At 38.3% G+C, this 19,290-nt stretch carries 14 protein-coding genes; 13 read left to right on the forward strand and 1 reads right to left on the reverse strand.

Annotated features, from left to right (window positions below; all coding sequences use genetic code 11):
* Positions 1-109: 109 nt before the first annotated feature.
* The 3 genes from JEM65_RS03845 (at position 110) to JEM65_RS03855 (ending at position 3,041) form a co-directional block, all read left to right on the forward strand.
* On the forward strand, positions 110-1,015 hold the full coding sequence (locus JEM65_RS03845) for a dihydrodipicolinate synthase family protein (protein WP_199597256.1): 906 nt from the start codon (positions 110-112) through the stop codon (positions 1,013-1,015).
* A 96-nt stretch (positions 1,016-1,111) separates the two neighbouring features.
* Positions 1,112-2,281, forward strand: coding sequence for a sialidase family protein (locus tag JEM65_RS03850; RefSeq protein ID WP_199597257.1), 1,170 nt, complete (start codon positions 1,112-1,114; stop codon positions 2,279-2,281).
* Between the two features lie 301 nt (positions 2,282-2,582).
* The gene (locus JEM65_RS03855) at positions 2,583-3,041 is read left to right on the forward strand and encodes a YhcH/YjgK/YiaL family protein (protein WP_199597258.1); all 459 of its coding nucleotides are present in this window, start codon (positions 2,583-2,585) and stop codon (positions 3,039-3,041) included.
* On the opposite strand, the gene JEM65_RS03860 is transcribed toward JEM65_RS03855, so the two are convergent.
* On the reverse strand, positions 3,022-3,741 hold the full coding sequence (locus tag JEM65_RS03860; protein WP_199597259.1) for a FadR/GntR family transcriptional regulator: 720 nt from the start codon (positions 3,739-3,741) through the stop codon (positions 3,022-3,024). The two genes, JEM65_RS03855 and JEM65_RS03860, sit on opposite strands and share 20 nt — an antisense overlap.
* A 133-nt stretch (positions 3,742-3,874) precedes the next feature.
* Between JEM65_RS03860 and JEM65_RS03865 the strand changes: the two genes are divergently transcribed.
* The 10 genes from JEM65_RS03865 (at position 3,875) to JEM65_RS03910 (ending at position 19,123) form a co-directional block, all read left to right on the forward strand.
* Positions 3,875-5,044 (forward strand): AGE family epimerase/isomerase, encoded by a 1,170-nt coding sequence (locus JEM65_RS03865; RefSeq protein WP_199597260.1) that lies wholly within the window; start codon positions 3,875-3,877, stop codon positions 5,042-5,044.
* Positions 5,041-5,814 (forward strand): creatininase family protein, encoded by a 774-nt coding sequence (locus JEM65_RS03870; RefSeq protein ID WP_233530513.1) that lies wholly within the window; start codon positions 5,041-5,043, stop codon positions 5,812-5,814. The genes JEM65_RS03865 and JEM65_RS03870 overlap by 4 nt, the downstream gene beginning before the upstream one ends.
* Positions 5,815-6,053: 239 nt before the next feature.
* Positions 6,054-7,181 carry a sialidase family protein gene (locus tag JEM65_RS03875; RefSeq protein ID WP_199597261.1) on the forward strand — a complete coding sequence of 376 codons (1,128 nt, stop codon included), beginning with the start codon at positions 6,054-6,056 and terminating at the stop codon, positions 7,179-7,181.
* Between the two features lie 27 nt (positions 7,182-7,208).
* Positions 7,209-7,574 (forward strand): CidA/LrgA family protein, encoded by a 366-nt coding sequence (locus tag JEM65_RS03880; protein WP_233530514.1) that lies wholly within the window; start codon positions 7,209-7,211, stop codon positions 7,572-7,574.
* Positions 7,567-8,268, forward strand: a complete 702-nt coding sequence (locus JEM65_RS03885) for an LrgB family protein (protein ID WP_199597262.1) — start codon at positions 7,567-7,569, stop codon at positions 8,266-8,268. Before JEM65_RS03880 ends, JEM65_RS03885 begins: the two co-directional genes overlap by 8 nt.
* A gap of 10 nt (positions 8,269-8,278) precedes the next feature.
* The gene (locus JEM65_RS03890) at positions 8,279-10,366 is read left to right on the forward strand and encodes a GDSL-type esterase/lipase family protein (RefSeq protein ID WP_199597263.1); all 2,088 of its coding nucleotides are present in this window, start codon (positions 8,279-8,281) and stop codon (positions 10,364-10,366) included.
* 7 nt (positions 10,367-10,373) lie between these two features.
* Positions 10,374-13,085, forward strand: a complete 2,712-nt coding sequence (locus tag JEM65_RS03895; RefSeq protein WP_199597264.1) for a family 20 glycosylhydrolase — start codon at positions 10,374-10,376, stop codon at positions 13,083-13,085.
* Positions 13,058-13,876 (forward strand): sialate O-acetylesterase, encoded by an 819-nt coding sequence (locus JEM65_RS03900; RefSeq protein ID WP_307810541.1) that lies wholly within the window; start codon positions 13,058-13,060, stop codon positions 13,874-13,876. Before JEM65_RS03895 ends, JEM65_RS03900 begins: the two co-directional genes overlap by 28 nt.
* 204 nt (positions 13,877-14,080) lie before the next feature.
* Positions 14,081-17,203 (forward strand): SusC/RagA family TonB-linked outer membrane protein, encoded by a 3,123-nt coding sequence (locus JEM65_RS03905; protein WP_199597265.1) that lies wholly within the window; start codon positions 14,081-14,083, stop codon positions 17,201-17,203.
* Positions 17,204-17,221: 18 nt separating this feature from the next.
* Positions 17,222-19,123 carry a SusD/RagB family nutrient-binding outer membrane lipoprotein gene (locus JEM65_RS03910; protein WP_199597266.1) on the forward strand — a complete coding sequence of 634 codons (1,902 nt, stop codon included), beginning with the start codon at positions 17,222-17,224 and terminating at the stop codon, positions 19,121-19,123.
* Positions 19,124-19,290: the final 167 nt, after the last annotated feature.

Genomic DNA, 19,290 nt, shown 5'->3' on the forward strand with positions numbered 1-19,290 from the left:
ATAGCTACGGGATAATCCCGCTTTTTGGCGGGATTTTAGTTGAACTTGCCATAAAGCATTTATTAATTTAGCAAACGTAAAAATAACCCAAAGAGATTGATTAAAAATAATGAAGATAAAAAATTTAATAGCAGCAACATACGCTCCCATGCACCAAGATGGTTCATTAAATACTAGTATTATTGGGGAGTATAGTAAGTTCTTAGTAAGAAATAAAATCTCTGGAGTGTTCATGAACGGCTCTACGGGAGATTTCACGTCCTTATCTAGCGACGAAAGAAAGGAAATAACAACCGCATGGTCAGAAAATAAATCCTCAGATTTATATCTAATAGACCACGTTGGTGATTCAAGTTTAAAAGTTGCCAAAGACTTAGCAACGCATGCAGCTGATAAAGTAGATGCCATTGCCGTTTTAGCACCATTTTATTTTAGGTTGAACACTATTGAAAAGTTGGTGCAGTATTGTAAAGAGGTTGCGGCATGCGCACCTAATTTACCGTTTTATTATTACCACATTCCTGTATTGAGCGGTGCCAATTTAAATATGCTCGACTTTTTAAAAGCAGCATCTAAAGAAATTCCCAATTTAGAAGGCATCAAGTTTACTAATAACAACCTGATTGACTATTTGCACTGCAAAAACTTTGAAGGTGGCAAATACAATATCCTTTTTGGTTTTGATGAAATTTTCCTGTCAAGTTTACCGCTTGGCGCTGATGGATGGGTAGGCAGTACTTACAACCACTTGGCTCCGGTATATTACAAGATCAAAACATTATTTGAGGAAGGCAAAATGGCGGAAGCTGCTGCCTTGCAAACAAAAGCCATAAGATTTGTTGAAATTTTGGATGGTTACGGTGGGTTCAACGGCGTCGCTAAAGGCTTTATGAAAACCTTTGGTATTGATTGTGGACCGAGTAGATTTCCGCATACCACACTTTCTGATGCTGTTTATACTGATATTAAAACAGAATTGGAGAGTATTGGATTATTAGAGCTTTTAAGCAAATAATCTCTATTTGTAATTTTAAAATGATTTTGCCTGCTGAAATTTTATCTCTAAAGGATTGACTTATGAATTTTTATAAACCATTAAAAACTTATATCTATGAGCAGCAATTTGATTAGTAAGTATGTTTTAGTTTTATGCTTGGTCTTTTTTTTAGAAGTTAAAGCTTCAGAGAGTCCTTTAGACTCCATCCGTAAAACAATTGTTTTCAATGCGGGAGATGATGGAATTGACTCTTATCGCATTCCTACGCTTACCACTAGCAAGAAAGGAACCTTACTTCTTTTTACAGAAGCTCGTAAAGTGAGCTCTACTGATAAGACGCCCACAGATATAGCTTTAAAAAGAAGTGAAGATGACGGAAAAAGTTGGTCCAAAATTCAAATCTTAACCAACAGTGGCGAAAACGCCTTCATGGATCCAGTTGCTTTAGTAGATAAAGTTACTGGAAGAATATTTCTTTTTACAACCTTATGGCCTTCAGAGGATCATAGCAAGTTGAAAAATACCGCATGGGTCATTATATCTGACAATGATGGTATAAGTTGGAGTAAGCCTCGTGAAATCACCAAAGAAATCGTTGCGCCTAATCATTATATCGGCGGATTTGGTCCAGGTGCAGGCCTTCAAATGCAAGGGAGTCGGTTTAAAGATAGGCTGATAGTGCCAACTAGGCAAACTGATGGTAAAATCTCCAAAAACAGAACAGTATATAGCGACGATCATGGTGAGACTTGGGAAATTGGAACTAGCGCTCCTGATGGTGGAGAGTACCAAATTTCAGAATCTCCATATAATGTTTTAAGATATAATCTCAGAGCAGGTAAAGGTAAGCGCACGGTGGCCACAAGCCGAGATGGAGGGATGACATGGAGTAATAGTCATATTGATTTCCGCTTGCAATCATCAGTTGATTATGGTGGCTGTCAGGGTAGTATGTTAGGAATTGATACTATGCTGTTTTATGTTGGGCCTGCTGGGGGATTAGGTGATGCTAATCATGAAGATCGTCAGAACCTGTTTATTTATCGTAGTTTAAATGGCGGTGAGACTTGGGCAAATGATTATTTGTTGCATGATAAATCAGCAGGCTATAGTTGCATCACACAATTGTCAGATGGGCGTCTTGCCATTGTCTTTGAGGCATCAGATAGTAATGGGTTTCCAAAAATGACTCCCGGCAACCGTCCCCCTGGGTGGATGCGTTTAGATGTTATTATTCTTCCTAAGGAAATAGTTAATAAAGACACTTGGTTCAATCATTTGTAAAACTCCATTCTTTCTTGTAAAAACCCCGACTCCTTTTAAAATTGTACGATGGAAACTTATATATTTAGGTCTGGCTTCCGCTAATCTCGTTTAGGTTGGGTCACACAAAAAGAAATTGAACATCGATAAAAAAATGAATTGCTTAACTATAGACCACAATGACCCAATTAGAATTATTGATTTAAAAATCACTTGATAAAATTGCAGACCTGAGGTGTCAAAAAAGAATAATTAATATGAAATATACCAAAGTTTGAATCAACATTTTGAACTTGGTTTCTTAATCTTTAAACATGTTATAATGATTGTAGACAAAATTGAAAATGCACAGCTCTATCAAGGCCTTCACCCAGGAATTGATAAAGCTTTAGAGTATATTAAAAACACCAATTTTTCTGATTTACCTTTCGGAAAGCACGAGATTGAAGGCGACGCTGTGTTTGTCATTTTAAAGGAATACGAAACAAAGCAAATAGACGGAAACCTGTTAGAGTCTCATCTTAAATACATTGATGTTCAATATATTATTGAAGGAGTGGAACAAATGGGCGTCACTATGCGTACGGATCAATTGCCAAAAAAAGCATACGATGCCGACGACGATTATATGCTGTTCGATGAATCGTATGACATCATAACCGTTAAGGAAGGTATGTTTGCTATCTTTTTTCCTGACGATATCCACATGCCAGACATGACTACAGGCTCACCATCACATGTGAAAAAAGCTGTCTTTAAAGTTAAAATTCAGAATTCTTAAGGACTCTTTCAAAATGTGGTTCTAAATGCAAGGCCAAGCCCTTTCTGAACTTCTTGATATCATTAGCCTGTAAATAATTTAAAAGATCGCGATGGGTCACAAACTTTTTGGAATATTTATAAGTTTTAGCATCTAATAATTTATAGTCATGGACATATTTAAACACTGGCAATAAAATATGTTGCACGCGTTTTAAGGTTCTGTTTCCAGACATTTCGTATAATTTTCCATGAAATGCCACTTCATTCTGTAAGCTAAACACATGGGCTTCCGGTTGGTTTTTTTCCATCCGTTCTACAATTTCTGTAAGTTCCACCAAATCGGCATCAGTTTTTCGGGCAAAAACCAAATCAACCATACCCATTTCTAAAATGAGTCGAAGTTCAAAGATGTCTTTCAAGGCGCGATCGCCTAATAAATTGGTTTCTATAACCTTTTCAAAATTCTTGATGATATCTGGCTGAGAAAGAACCATGCCCTTGTGCTTTTTTGAATCGATAATGCCAATGGTGCGGAGCCTTGTTAAAGCCTCTCTAATTACCGTTCTACTCACACCAAGCGTTTCTGCAAACTCCATTTCTTTAGGAATCGCATCGCCAACTTTAAGATTATTATTTTTGATATATTCTGTAATGCTTATTTCTACCTTATCTACTAGCGTTAAATTAGTTAGGGGTTTTAGAGCAATGCGATCTTTCATAAGAATTTATTTTGAGCAAATGTAAATTATAAATCTAAATTCGCTAAGTTTGTATTATGTATTACATATGATACAAATATAATAATTTTTTGACTTGTAAGTAGGACTTTTAATTTTCAACAATTATAATGCAATGAATTACACTTCACTTTATAAAAATACACTTTTAAACGATATTATCCCGTTTTGGGAAACTTACTCTATAGATGCTGAACACGGGGGCTATTTTACATGTTTGGATAAGACAGGTAAAGTTTATGATACCGACAAGTTTATGTGGCTTCAAGGGCGCCAGGCGTGGACGTTCTCCATGCTTTATAACACCGTCGAAAAAAATGAGAATTGGTTGAAGTTGGCTAAACACGGTATCGATTTTATCATCAAACACGGCATGGACAAACACGGAAATTTTTATTTCTCAACCACCAGAGAAGGAAACCCCTTAGTGCAACCCTATAATATATTTTCAGACTGTTTCGCCGCCATGGCATTTAGTCAATACGCCATGGCGTCTGGGGATGAAGAGATCAAGAAGCTCGTTAAACAAACCTATCTTAACATTCTTAAAAAGAAAGACAATCCTAAAGGGAGTTATGAGAAATCAACAGGGGAACGCCCGTTGAAAAGTTTTTCACTACCCATGATCTTGTCAAACTTAGTGTTGGAATTGGAAGGGGTTTTGGATGAAGAAGAAGTGAATAAAACCATCGATTTCAGTATCAATGAAGTTATGAATGTCTTTTTGGATAATGAATCTGGTTTGGTGTACGAATTTGTCCGTCCTGATGGCACCCATGAAGACAGTTATAATGGCCGTCTTTTAAATCCTGGGCACGGCATCGAAGCCATGTGGTTTATGATCGATATTGGTGTTAGAAGAAACAATACTGAACTTATCGATAAAGCCGCAGATACTATTTTGCGTATCTTAGATTACAGTTGGGATAAAGAGGACGGCGGTATTTTTTATTTTATGGACGTGCTAGGAAAGCCGCCACAACAATTGGAATGGGATCAGAAGCTATGGTGGGTACATTTGGAAGCTTTAGTTGCACTAGCCAAGGCTTATGAGCAGACCGGTAGAAAGGAATTAATGGCATGGTATGAAAAGGTGCACGATTATGCCTGGGGTCATTTTTCAGATCCTGAAAATGGCGAATGGTATGGGTACCTCAACCGTCAAGGCGAGGTGCTTTTAGATCTGAAAGGCGGCAAATGGAAAGGTTGTTTCCACGTGCCTAGAGCCATGTGCCAATGTTGGAAATCATTCGAAAAAATAGAACATAAAAAAGTAACATCATGACGAAGACTATACGACCTTATGTGTTGGCAGAAACCAATTGGAAGTCTGTTAAAGACACCAATTATACCGTGGCCATTTTGCCGTGGGGCGCTACGGAAGCCCACAATTACCATTTGCCGTATGCTACCGATACTATTCAAGCGAAATATGTAGCTATTGCTGCTGCGGAACAAGCATGGGCTAAAGAGGCGAAGGTCATCGTGTTGCCAACCATCCCTTTTGGAGTGAATACAGGTCAAATGGACATTTCATTGTGTATGAATATGAATCCCAGCACACAATATGCCGTCTTGAGGGATGTGGTTGAGGTGTTGGATGGCCAAAACATTCAAAAACTAGTGATTGTCAATGGGCATGGCGGTAATAATTTTAAGCAGATGATTCGCGAATTGAGCTTAGAATTTCCCAACGTATTTGTGTGTGCCCTCAATTGGTTTCAGGCAGCCAATGCTAAAGACTATTTTGATGAACCTGGAGATCATGCTGGTGAGCTGGAAACTTCGGCAGTGCTGCACATTATGCCACATTTGGTATTGCCACTGGAACACGCTGGAAACGGAAGTGCCAAACAATTTAAAATTAAAGGCCTAAAAGAAGGTTGGGTAAGTTCCCAACGCCAATGGACACAAGTCACTGAAGATACCGGTGTGGGCAATCCGACAAAAGCGACTGCAGAAAAAGGCAAAACTTTTTTAGACGCCGTAGTAAAAAACATCACTGAATTTTTCGAAGAATTACATCATGCGAATGTTCATAATATGTACGAATAAATGATAAAGGCTGTCAAAATAGATCGGGACTGATTCGAGATCTTCAAAATGAATTTATTCATATGAAAAAACAGTATGAGACTAATTGGGCAAATCTATTTTAAACTCAGATTGTCCATCATTAAAGTTACAATCAAGTCTTTGTTCTCTTATCTAACAGCGAAGCGCCTGCCTGCCGGCGAGGCAGGGTCTTAATTCTATATTAAATAAGAAAACAATAAAATAATACATTTTTAACCATGAGAAAACTAATTGCATTACTGATTCCAGTATTCCTTTTTAATTGCGGGGTCAAAACCCAAAATACGAGCACTACTGATGGAGCGCCCGTCTTTCAAGATTTGTTCAACACTTCAATGACTGAAGGCGTGGAATGTTACCGTATCCCGGCTATTATTACCGCTCCAAATGGCGATGTCATTGCTGCTATTGATGAGCGTGTACCGGGCTGTGGCGATTTGAAATGGAGTAAAGATATTAATATTATTGTCAGACGTAGTGCTGATAATGGAAAAACATGGTCAGACATTGAAACGGCTGTAGATTTTCCTTTCGGACAATCGGCGTCAGATCCGTCATTGATTGTAGACCATGTGACCAATGATATTTTTATGTTTTATAATTACATGAATTTAGATACTGAAAAAGACATCTATTACCTACATTATGTAAAAAGTTCTGACGATGGTAAAACTTGGAGTGAACCCGTAGATATTACCTCTCAAATAGCCAAACCAGAATGGCACGAAGATTTTAAATTCATCACTTCTGGTAGAGGTATTCAAACCCGCTCTGGTAAATTACTACATACCATGGTGAATTTAAACAGTGGCTTGCATTTATTTGGTAGTGATGACCATGGTAAAACGTGGTATTTTATAGACACACCAATTCAACCTGCCGACGAATCTAAGGTCATTGAGCTTGTTGATGGCACCTTAATGATCAACGCTCGTGTTAATGGTGAAGGCTTACGTTATGTGCACACGTCTAAAGACGAAGGCAAATCATGGACTACCGTTCCTGCGCCTGAGTTGGTTGATCCGGGTTGTAATGCCAGCATCATTCGTTATACAGCAATTGAAGATGGGTATAAAAAGAATAGATTGCTTTTTTCTAATGCGAAGTCTGAAAAAGGCCGTGTAAATATGACCGTTCGTGTAAGTTATGACGAAGGTAAAACGTGGACTGAGGGCAAAACAATTTACGAAGGTCCTTCTGCCTATTCAGATATGACCATTCTTGAAAATGGCGATATCGGATTGTTTTTTGAGCAAGACGGCTATACCAAGAACCCATTTGTGAGTTTTTCACTAAATTGGTTGACTGATGGTAAGGATACCTATCAAAAACCTAAGAAAAAATAATCTTAGTTCTTACAGCGCTGAAAATTAATGAATCCACTAAGTAGTCGGTTACGAATGCTCAAAGCGTTCCTTTGGATTTTTTTATTCCTCGGAATAGGAGAGTTGATCAGCTACGTTACTGATGTTCCAATTCCTGGGAATATCTTGGGGATGATTTTAATTTTCAGCGCTTTAAAATTAAAGCTGATCCATCTCAAAGACGTAAAACCTGCTTCAGACCAGTTATTGAAGTATATGGTGTTGTTTTATGTGCCTTACGGTGTGGGACTCATGTCTTATTTTGATTTTATAAGCTCGTATTGGATGGTTCTTTCTGTTATTGCAGTTGTTACAACGCTGCTCACCCTTTACATTACAGCGCTCGTACAACAAAAACTGGAAAAACATGATTGACTTCTATCAGCTTCCCATTTTTGGTATCCTCCTAACTGTTGTCGTTTTTTTTGCTGCGCGAGCTTTACGGAACAACATAAAATTCGTTCTATTTAATCCTGTCTTAATAGCCATAACACTCATTATTTTGTTTTTGGTGGTTTTTGATATCCGTTTTGAGGACTATAACAAAGGCGGTAAATATTTGAGTTTTTTTCTAGGACCGGCAATTGTAGCGCTTGGTGTCCTCTTTTATGAAAAGTACCAGTTGATCAGGCACAACATATATCCCTTTTTACTGGCCGTAGGTTGTGGCGGTTTGATCAGTATTGCTTCGGTCTCCTTGATTTCAATTGTGATGAACGCGCCGGATGTCATAATTAGATCACTAGTGTCCATGTCGGTCACCACGCCAATCGCGATTGAAATCACCAAAATCACTGAAGGTATTCCGTCCTTAACGGCAGGCGTTGTGATTGCGGTAGGAGTTTTTGGAAATGCCTTTGGATCGGGGTTTTTGAAATTAGTGGGCATCCAGAGCCAGACTGCTGTAGGAACGGCACTCGGAACGGCAGCACATGGTATCGGTACAGCGCGCGCCATTGAGATTGGACCCTTACCTGGTGCTTATAGCGGATTGGCCATGTGTGTTAATGGGATTCTGACCACACTTATTTCGCCATATGTTGTACTTTGGATTGTAGGATCTATTTAAAAAATTCAAGATGAAAAATTCCTCAAATAACTGCCGGATAATTTTAATGACTTTGATGTTGTGTTTTTCTTTATTATTAAATTCCCAAACTATAAAAGTTGCCTGTGTGGGCGATAGTGTGACCTATGGCGCGGGGATTGAGGATCGTGAAGAAAACGCCTATCCGCAACAACTGCAAGAGCGTTTAGGCGCAAATTACGAAGTTGGCAATTTTGGGTTTTCAGGGGCAACCCTACTTAAAAATGGTCATAAGCCGTATTGGAAGACAGCCGAATTTAAGCAATCACAAGATTTTGCGCCTAACATTGTCATCATTCATTTAGGACTGAATGATCAAGGCAATAATAATTGGCCAGATCACCACGCCGAATTTGAACAGGATTATTTGGAGATGATTGCGCTCTATAAAAATCTGCCATCGAAGCCTGAAGTTTTGATTTGCAAAATGACGCCAACCTTTTCTGGGCACCATTGGTTTGAAGAAGGCATGCGCGAAAGTTTTAAGGAAATCCAGACGACAATAAAAGGCATTGCCGAAAAAGCAGAAGTTCAAGTCGTCGATTTGCACGAACCGCTCTACCGTTTTCCTGAATATTTCCCTGATAATTTGCATCCAACTAAGGAAGGTGCGGCAATAATTGCCCAAAAAGTGTTTAGTGCCATTACTGGCAATTATGGGGGATTAAAACTCCCTGTGATCTATGGTGAAAACATGGTATTGCAACGTAATGAACCCATGAGTTTTAATGGTACAGCCAATACGGATGAAACTATTACTGTTCGATTTAACAACGTCACGAAAACAACAAAAGCTGATGTGCATGGCAAATGGCAGGTCAATTTTCCTCCAATGCCAGCAGGCGGCCCTTTTGCCTTAAAATTTGCAACGGCTAAAACATCTGTTGAAATTAAATCGGTTAATATAGGAGAAGTGTGGTTGGCTTCTGGGCAGTCTAATATGGATTTTAAAGTCCGTGATATGGACAATGCGGCGACCGTTTTAAAAGACTCCCTTAATCCGCAAGTGTTCTTATTCTCCATGGACGGAAAAGTGTTGTCTGAGAAACCTTATACGGAAGCCGAGCTTAAAGATTGCAATGCCAATGCGTATTTTAAGAACTCAGGATGGACCGCGTCTACAACCAAAAACCTCGACAATTTTTCGGCAGTAGCCTATGCATTCGCCTATAGACTTCAAAAGAAATTGGGGATTCCTGTCGGGATTATTTGCAATGCTGTGGGTGGGGCGCCCATTCAAAGTTGGATCAGTAGGGAGGCAATGGAACAACATCCTGAAACTGTGAATCTGTTAAATGATACCCATTTACATCCAAAAGTAGATACTTGGGTTGCGGAGCGGGCAGCCTTAAATATGAAAGGTGATTCTAAGAGTGGGATTAGGGCCAGACATCCCTATCACCCAACAATGCTCTTTGATGCAGGCATTATGCCCATCAGAGACTACAGGATCAAAGGTGTAATTTGGTATCAAGGCGAATCGAATACCGAGCATGTCAAGTTACATTCAAAACTATTAAAACTGTTGGTAGACGATTGGCGTAACCATTTCAAAACACCAGAGTTGACATTTTATTACGTGCAGTTGAGCAGTATCAATAGGCCAAATTGGGGTCTATTTAGAGATTCCCAACGCCGATTATTGGAAATTCCTAACACAGGCATGGCGGTCAGTTTGGACGTGGGCCATGCATCCGATGTGCATCCAAAACAGAAATGGGTTGTAGGAGAGCGCCTTTCGAGAATTGCACTTCATAACACTTATGATGTCGAAATTCCTTTCTCTGGACCACTTTTAGATTATATAAATGTCAATAAGAATAGGTTGGAAATCCATTTTAAACACGGACAAGGCCTGAAAACTCTGGAAAACACTTGTGTAAATGATATTTATATTGCCGGACCGGACAAAAAATTTGTTCCCGCACAGACCAAAATAGTGAATGACATTTTGCAAGCATGGTCTCCGGAAATTGAAAATCCTCGATTTGTAAACTATGGGTATACCTCCTTTTCGGAAGGGAATTTAGTCAATAGTGCGGGATTGCCAGCATCCACATTTTCAAATAGTACTAATTAAATAAAAAATGAAAACACTACCAATTTTTATGAGAATACCTAAAGTTGCAATTGTCGTTATAGCCATAAGCCTGTCCATGTTTTCCAGCATGTTTGCTGATGCTACTCAAAACCGTGTTTTAGAGAAGAAATATCCAATCATCCCAACGCCTCAAGATATCCAATACGGGAAAAGTGAAGTGACCTTTAAAGCGTTTCAAATCGTAAAAACTGATTTTATAAATGAGTCCAATCAATTAAAATCGTTTTTTAAAAACAATGGTGTTTCAGAAGCGCCAGACGGGTTAAAAATTCACATGATCCAGGAGCATATTCCGGTTCATAATGCTGAAGAAGCCTATAAAATACAAATCGATTCTGAAATTAAAATCTGGGCCAGCACTGAAAAAGGTGCGTATTATGCTCTAAAAACCCTTCAACAAGTGTTCAGACAGCAAGGCGATTTTGGTGTCAGCCCACAACTGCAACTCACCGATTGGCCTGCGTTTAAAGTCAGAGGGTTTATGCACGATACGGGTAGAAATTTTCAATCGGTTGCCCAATTAAAGGAGCAGTTGGAAGTCTTGTCCCAATACAAATACAATGTTTTCCATTGGCATTTAACGGACGATCCAGGATGGCGACTTGAGAGTAAGTTGTATCCGCAGTTACAAAACGAAGACGCCACTTCTCGAGGGAAAGGGAAGTTTTACACCCAAGACGATTTTAAAGAAATCTTAGCCTTTTGTAAAGCACGGCATATTACCGTAATACCGGAATTTGATATTCCAGGGCATTCGCGTGCTTTTAGAAATGCGATGGGTTTTGAAAACATGAAAGATGAACGTGCACTTCCAACTTTACTAGACTTATTTGATGAATTGATGGACTTGGCAAGCGCTGAGGAGATGCCTTATATTCACATTGGTACGGATGAAGTGAGAAACAAAGAAGAATATGTTCCAGACGGGTTTGTCAAAACCATCATGGACCGTGTGAAATCTAAAAATAGGGAACTCATTGTTTGGAAGGAAGGCATTGAAATTGAAGAAGATTCCACTTCCATCAATCAGCTATGGGCGCAGCATACGCCACGTAAAGGGCATCGTTTTATAGATTCGCGCGCCAATTACATCAATCATTTGGATCCTTTTGCGGGAATGTCGCGATTGTTTTTCCAACAGCCTGCACGTCAACCACAAGGCGATTCTTTAGCCTTGGGCGGCATTTTAGCAGCATGGCCAGACAATAATGTGGCTAAGGAGCGCGACATTTTAATTCAAAACCCAATCTACCCATCCATGGTTTTTTATGCCGATGCGATATGGAAAGGACGCGCGGAAAATAAGCTGGAGTATTGGGCGAAATTTCCACCAGTCGGTTCAAAGGAATTGGAGGAATTCAAAGCGTTTGAAGACAAAGTCATTGCCCACCGCTTTTTTTTTTTTAAAGGCAAGGAATTTCAATATGTAAAGCAAACTAATTTGGAATGGAATGTGATTGGGCCATTTGAAACACATGGCGATGTTAACTTGCGTTTCCCGGTTGAAGACTCGTTGACTGCTTCCTATAAAGTAGACGGGAAAGATTATACATGGTCTCAACCTATTGTAGGTGGTACTACACACTTTAAACATTTCTTTGGCTTCCCAGCGGTAACCACCGAACGAACAGGAACCTATTATGCCTATACTGAAATTTATTCGCCAGATGATCGGGTACAAGATTTTTGGATAGGTTTTCAAGGCTGGTCACGTTCAGGCGGAAGACGTGTTGGTCCATTTCCTGATCAGGGGCAGTGGCATACCACCAATCCTAAGATTTGGGTGAATGGAACAGAAATAGCGCCGCCCGTGTGGAAGCAGCCAAATTTAGGTACTCGAACGGACGAAATCCCATTTATAGACGAAGATTATTTTTATAGAGCACCAACCAAAATTGCCCTCAAAAAAGGCTGGAATAAAGTGCTGTTGAAAATTCCGCAAGATAAGAATTCATGGAAATGGATGTTTACCTGTGTGCCAATTCATCTAGAAAATGGTGCTGTTAAAGAGGTAAACGATTTAAAGTTTAGAGCGGTTTTTAATACGGAGCCAAAGGTTTCCGTAACCGAATTCCCGAAGGAGAATCAGTTATACGCAAGAGATACAGCTAATAGGGCAACGGTTGCTGTTTCAGGAATAGCTGATAGCACTGTGGATAGTGTACTTGTAAGAGTGCATCGTGACAAAGGCGTTATCACAAGCCATTCAGTCGCTGCAAATGGTGCTTTTTCTATCCTTTTAACTATTGAGGCTTTAAAACACAATTATACTATTGAACTTTTCGCTAAACGTAAAAAGGAAGAAGTATATCTTATTAAAAGGGCCACACATGTCACCGCGGGTGATGTGTATGTGTTAAGCGGACAATCTAATGCTTGGGCCATAGATTATGACAATGCGTATAATAAAGAGCATATGTCTTCAAATGTACAATGGGTGCGTACCATTGGCGCCATGCATGTGTACAATAGTCCAGCCATCTATCCTGAAGCTGGAAATACAGATTGGTATATAGCCAGTGGCAAAGCACCTGATATGGTTGGTAAAGCGGAACGCGTAGGCAAGGGCATGGTAGGTGTGTTAGGGATGAACATTGGTCTTAATTTAGTAACATCTCAAGATGTGCCCATCGCGATCATCAACGGTGCGGGAGGTGGAGGCGCCATTGCATTCTATCAAAAAAAAACTTTAATTTAGATACACCTTACGGTCGATTATATCACAGATTAGAAGCGTCGGGATTAAAACAGCATATCAAAGCATTTATTTGGAATCAAGGAGAAAGCAATGCGGGCGATTCTGTTTTAGAGTATAAAACTGCGCTTACGCAACTGTATCATGATCTCAACTCAGAGTATACATTTGAAAAATTTTACCTGGTACAGACCCCACCTGGTTGCAGCGCATCAAGCGGCCATCAAACCGTGAGAGAAGCGCAACGGCAATTTGCTGAACAGCATTCTCAAGTCAACATCATAACGCGTCATGGGTTTCCTACCAATCCATTATTTGATGGTAACTATTTTTTATCTGATGGCTGTCATTACCACGCCCTCGGGTATGAGGTGTTGGCCGATTGGATTTCACATATGGCTCTGTATGACTTTTATAATGGCAGTGTAGATTTTCAAGCACCACAAGTTATTAGTGTAAAAAGGGAGACGTCTAAGTCCCTGAGTATCGAATTTGACAAACCTATTGCCATTCAGCCAGACTTAAAAATAGATGGTATTGTGTATACTGTAAAAGATCAATTGTTCGCTGTCAATTCTAAAAAAATCACTTCAATTTCTGAGTTGAAAGTCGATTCTAAAAACCCTAAAAAGCTTCGAATAACCTTTAAGGGGAAACGCCTTAAAAAAGGTGCTGTTCTTACCTATATTTTAGGTGACACTTACCCAGAAACATCAATTCCATATCGCGGACCGTGGCTTGTAGATGCCAGAACAGGAATCGGTGCCGTAGGGTTCACTTCAACGATAAAATAGATTTAAGCTGTTAAATTGATAGTTGTAAGAAGAAATTTATGAGACTATCATAATTATTATGCTGTTTTAGTTGTATATTAATAATGCGCTAAAATCGAGATTATCCTACCAACTCCTCACTAGAAACGTCATTAGTCGAAAAAATTTACTAGTGTCTGATATTTTGCATTCATTTAAACTGTTAAATTAAACTTAAATAATATTATGACAAAAAAGGTACTTAATTTACTGTTTGTGTTAGGCATTCTATGCACTTATGGTATGCAAGCACAAACAACTGTAAAAGGAGTTGTTGTTGATGCTGCGAGCAGTTTGGGACTTCCGGGAGTAAGTGTTGTTGTTAAAGGCACGAGTAAAGGGGTTACAACAGATTTTGATGGTAATTACAGTATTGAAGTATCAGATACTGAAAGCATCTTGCAATTTTCTTATGTGGGGTTTACAACACAGGAAATTGCCGTTAATGGAAATAGCACCATTAATGTTTCTCTCATTGAAGATGTGAGTAAATTGGACGAAGTGGTGGTAACCGCCCTCGGTATTAAAAGAGAACGTAAATCTTTAGGATATTCTGTGCAAGAAGTTAAAGGAGAAACTTTAACAGATACAAGAGAACCTAACGTGGTAAACGCATTATCTGGAAAAATAGCCGGTGTGCAAATTATTAAGGGAAGTAATGGTCCTGCTGGATCATCAAAAATTGTTTTAAGAGGAAACAGTTCTCTTACTGGAGACAACCAACCATTAATTGTTGTTGATGGTGTGCCAATGGATAATTTTACTGGAGCTTCTAACAATGATTTTTTCAATCCATCCTCAGATTTAGGTAATGGTTTGGGAGATTTAAACTCTGAAGATATCGAGAGTTTATCTGTATTAAAAGGAGCTTCTGCTGCTGCATTATATGGATCGCGTGCTGGTAACGGTGTTATTTTGATAACAACTAAAACAGGTAAAGGGAAAAAAGGATTGGGGATTTCATATTCTTCAACTACTGGCTTTGAATCTATTTTCATGACACCTGATTTACAAAACAACTTTGCTCAAGGAAGTAATGGTATATATGACCCTCAATCTGGTACAAGCTGGGGTCCAAGAATGGACGGACAATCGGAAATAGATTATAGTGGAAACAGCGTTGTCTTAAAACCTTATGACAATATTGGTAATTTTTACAATAATGGGTTTAGTCAAACACATGCAGTATCCTTTCAACAGCAAGTGGGAGAAGGATCTTCATTTTACACTTCTATAAGCAACACTAGTGATAAAAGTAATATCCCTGGTGCAGAATTAGAAAGATTAAATGTACTTACAAGAGGTGTTTCTAAATTTGGAGAAGATAAGAAATGGACGATTGATGCTAAAGTACAATATGCCAATACAATTGCTAGAAATCGACCTTTAGCAGGAAGCAATATTAGAAACGCTTACGGTACTATTGCACAGTTGCCTAGATCAATTGATATTAGAGATTTTAGTGAAGGAAGAGATGAATTTGGTAACCATATCTGGTATCAAGAAGATGCTAGCACAGTAAACCCTTATTGGGCTGAAAAGTTTAACTTGAATGAAGATTCTCGTGATCGATTTTTGTTAAATGGATCTTTGAAGTATGAATTTACGGATTGGTTAAGAGCTGAGGTTAATGCAGGAGCCGATTTATATACCACCAATGGAGAATCGAAGCAGTATGCAGGAAGCCCACTTTCAAACAATGGACGTTACAGTTTGTCAAAAAACACGTTTATAGAGCGGAATTATAGCACCTTAATTGTGGCATCTAAAGATAACCTTTTTGGTAAATTTGGAGGTTCTGTAACGCTTGGAGGTAATTTAATGTCACAAAACTCTAGCGGGTTAAATTCTAATTCTGGAGAGTTAGAAGTTCCTGATTTGTTTAGTTTGAATAACGGACAAAATTCAGCTTCAGTTGGTCAAGGGTTTAGTGAAAAGAAGATTAATTCTTTATATGGTTTGTTTCAATTAAACTATGATGGGTACTTATTTGTTGATGTTACCGCGAGAAACGATTGGTCCTCGGCATTAAGTAAGGCAAATAGATCTTTTTTCTATCCTTCAGTAAGTGGTTCTTTGGTTATTTCAGATATGATAAGAAAAACTGGAGGAGAGACGCCAAGTTGGTTTGATTTTGGAAAAGTTAGAGCATCCTATGCAACCGTAGGAAATGATTTAGATGCTTATCAGTTGTACAATTCTTTTGGGATAGGGAGCGATGCAAACGGAAACACAACAGCGGGCACTAATAATACTTTGCTTAATCCAGATATTAAAAGTGAGTTAATTAAATCATTGGAGTTTGGTTTTGAAACCCGCATGTTTAATAATCGTGTTGCTTTAGATTTTACTTGGTATAAGTCTAATGCTACAAATCAAATACTTGACCTTGCATTAGATCCTTTTAGTGGATTTAATGGTCGGAAAATTAATGCGGGTGATGTACAAAATACGGGGATAGAGCTTGGGATTAATGCTGATATTATTAGATCCGATGATTTTAATTGGAATATGAGTGTTAATTTTTCTAATAATAAAAACACCATTGAAGCACTTGACCAAGATGTGGTCCAGTTTGGTTTAGGTGGTTTTGACAATTTATCTGTTATAGGAGTAGTTGGAGGAACTTATGGAGAGATTAGAGGTACCAAATATGTGAGAGTGGAAGACAGCAATAGTCCTCATTTTGGAAAAATTGTCTTAGATGGTGATGGACTTTTTGTTAGTGATACTGATAAGTTTAAATTAGGAGATCAGCAGGCAGATGCTTTGTTGGGTATTACAAATACATTTTCTTATAAAAACTTTACTCTTGGTTTCTTAATAGATGCACGTATTGGTGGGGAGATTTTTTCTGGGACAAACCTCGTATTACAAGAATCTGGTAATGCAGCTGTGACAGTTATTAACGGACAAAGAGAAGATATTGTAGTAGATGGCGTTGTTAGTGATGGGAATGGTGGCTTTACACCAAATACTGTAGCAGTTTCACCGCAACAATATTGGGAGGCAATTACAGGAAGAACAGGTAATTTAGGAATTAATGAAGCTAATATTTATGATGCCACAAATGTGAGATTGAGAAATGTAAGTTTGAACTATAATTTTCCAACCAAGACGTTAAAAAATTTACCAATTCAAAATTTAAAGCTTGGTATTTCAGCAAATAATGTTTGGATGATTTCTAGTCATTTGAATGGTATTGATCCAGAATCTGTTTACTCTACGGGAACTAACGCTACTGGTTTTGAGAGTTTATCATCTCCATCAACAAGAAGTGTTTTTTTAAATTTAGTAGTTAATTTTTAATATTTAAAATAATTGATTATGAAAAAAATAATAATAAAGCTAGGGTTACTTAGCATCGTTTTATTATTCTCTCAATGCTCCGACTTTGAAGAAATAAATACAGACCCCTTGGCTGCAAATGCAGACCAAGTACAAGTTGAATACCTCATAAATGCTTCAATTGGTGGTGCTCAAATGAATCCACACATAGCAGAACGTGTGTTTTTCTTATATTGGTTAGATGCATCAAATATGAACAGAGTAGGTACTTTGTCTGTAGGAGATTATAATGATGGATGGTCAAATGACTATTTTCAAGATTATGTGTCTAAATGGTTAAGAAACATAAATACCGCCGTTTCTGTTGCCGAAGAAAAAATTGCTTCAGGTAATGTTAAAGAATATACAAATAACTTATTGCAAATTTCAAGAATCTGGCGCGCTTATATTATGAGCGAAATGTCAGATAATTTTGGTCCTGTTCCCGTCAATGGTTTTAAAGGAGTAAATCCAGAGTATAGTAGTGTAAAGGATGTTTACTATTATATGCTTGCTGAATTAGATGAGGCGGTTAGTTTATTGGATGACAATATTACTGCTCAACCGGATGCAAAATTTGATCAAGCTTATGGGTTTAATTATTCACAATGGAAAATGTATGGTAATTCTTTAAGAATGCGTTTGGCAATGCGCTTATCTGAAATTGATCCTGCCAAAGCACAACAGGAATTTGAAGATGCTGCAAGTAGTGGATTATTTATAAGTGCAGCAACAGACAATTTTACAGTACACCAACTAGATGGTTGGAATGACTATTCAGGCGTTATGTCAAGGGGATACAGTAGTCATTATATTTCTGCCACATATAGAAATTTAGCATTAGGTTTAGGAGGTGTAACATCAGCGGCACAAATACCAATGAATCAACACGCCAATATCAAACCCGCTAACTATATGGGGCTTAAATTTGAGAAGCATTATAGCAAACTTACTAACGACCCAACAACAGGCTTTTGGCTTGATGGTCTTCCAAATACAATTGATCCTAGAGCTTATAAAACATTTCCTATTACAGGCGATTTTGATAATTCTGATTTTTATAATGTGGGTAATTCAACTGAAAGAAATTTACTGAATCCCGCCAATAGCAGCAATGTGTTGCTTGCCATAGATGGGGCCTTTACCTATAATGCTTTTCCTGTTGGAGATTTAGGAGTACCTGGCTCATTAAACCAGCTACCTAATCGCGCTACTTTACCTCGTATAGCAGAGCATTTCAGATTTGGTACAGATGCTAAAGATAATCGCGTATTTTTTGCGTCATGGGAAACACATTTTTTAATTGCAGAAGCAGCTGTTAGAGGTTGGAGCGTACCAATGAGTGGTCAAGCTGCTTATGAAACAGGTATTGGTGAAAGTTTTGCCTTTTTTGGGGTATCGAATCATCTTGCAACTTATTTAGCATCTCAAGATTATAATAATGCTGGTACATCAGTTAGTTGGACACATACTACTGAGCCTCCTGCTACCAAAACAATGGAATATATTGATGGTTATACAAAAACACCAGGGACGTTTAACTATAAATTTCCAGAAAACACAATTTATGAAGGTGGAAATGTAAAAAACGACCTTTTAAGTAAAATTATAACGCAAAAGTATATTGCGCAAACACCATGGTTGCCTTTAGAAGCTTGGAGTGATCATAGAAGGCTTGGTTTGCCATTTTTTGAAAACCCTGCGGTTGAAAATCCATTGACAGGATTGCCAGCTTTAAATGCAGGTAACGTTATGACTAATAAAGTAGAGTTTTTTCCACAACGATTAAAATACCCATCATCTTTTGAGACTAACATACCTGTTGGTTATTCACAAGCTGTTCAGGTATTAGGAGGTCCTGATGCTGTACTTACACCATTATGGTGGGCAAAACAGAATTAAGAAACTGTATATTTTTATTTTATGTTAGTCGAAAATGGAGAACTGTAATGGTTCTCCTTTTTTTTTAGTGAAACCCAAAACCCAAAAGCGCAGCGCATTGGGTTTTGATGGTTGAACTAATCCCGCTTTTTAGCGGGATCTTTAAATTAAAAGTATGGAACCCAAAG

The sequence above is a fragment of the Gelidibacter salicanalis genome (assembly GCF_016469035.1).
In the GTDB taxonomy this organism is placed as follows: domain Bacteria; phylum Bacteroidota; class Bacteroidia; order Flavobacteriales; family Flavobacteriaceae; genus Gelidibacter; species Gelidibacter salicanalis_A.

What these genes read in the sequence shown, in the direction of transcription:
- JEM65_RS03845 (WP_199597256.1), top strand. Translation starts at nt 110, where the DNA reads ATGAAGATAAAAAATTTAATAGCAGCAACATACGCTCCCATGCACCAA.
- JEM65_RS03850 (WP_199597257.1), top strand. Translation starts at nt 1,112, where the DNA reads ATGAGCAGCAATTTGATTAGTAAGTATGTTTTAGTTTTATGCTTGGTC.
- JEM65_RS03855 (WP_199597258.1), top strand. Translation starts at nt 2,583, where the DNA reads ATGATTGTAGACAAAATTGAAAATGCACAGCTCTATCAAGGCCTTCAC.
- JEM65_RS03860 (WP_199597259.1), bottom strand. Translation starts at nt 3,741, where the DNA reads ATGAAAGATCGCATTGCTCTAAAACCCCTAACTAATTTAACGCTAGTA.
- JEM65_RS03865 (WP_199597260.1), top strand. Translation starts at nt 3,875, where the DNA reads ATGAATTACACTTCACTTTATAAAAATACACTTTTAAACGATATTATC.
- JEM65_RS03870 (WP_233530513.1), top strand. Translation starts at nt 5,041, where the DNA reads ATGACGAAGACTATACGACCTTATGTGTTGGCAGAAACCAATTGGAAG.
- JEM65_RS03875 (WP_199597261.1), top strand. Translation starts at nt 6,054, where the DNA reads ATGAGAAAACTAATTGCATTACTGATTCCAGTATTCCTTTTTAATTGC.
- JEM65_RS03880 (WP_233530514.1), top strand. Translation starts at nt 7,209, where the DNA reads ATGAATCCACTAAGTAGTCGGTTACGAATGCTCAAAGCGTTCCTTTGG.
- JEM65_RS03885 (WP_199597262.1), top strand. Translation starts at nt 7,567, where the DNA reads ATGATTGACTTCTATCAGCTTCCCATTTTTGGTATCCTCCTAACTGTT.
- JEM65_RS03890 (WP_199597263.1), top strand. Translation starts at nt 8,279, where the DNA reads ATGAAAAATTCCTCAAATAACTGCCGGATAATTTTAATGACTTTGATG.
- JEM65_RS03895 (WP_199597264.1), top strand. Translation starts at nt 10,374, where the DNA reads ATGAAAACACTACCAATTTTTATGAGAATACCTAAAGTTGCAATTGTC.
- JEM65_RS03905 (WP_199597265.1), top strand. Translation starts at nt 14,081, where the DNA reads ATGACAAAAAAGGTACTTAATTTACTGTTTGTGTTAGGCATTCTATGC.
- JEM65_RS03910 (WP_199597266.1), top strand. Translation starts at nt 17,222, where the DNA reads ATGAAAAAAATAATAATAAAGCTAGGGTTACTTAGCATCGTTTTATTA.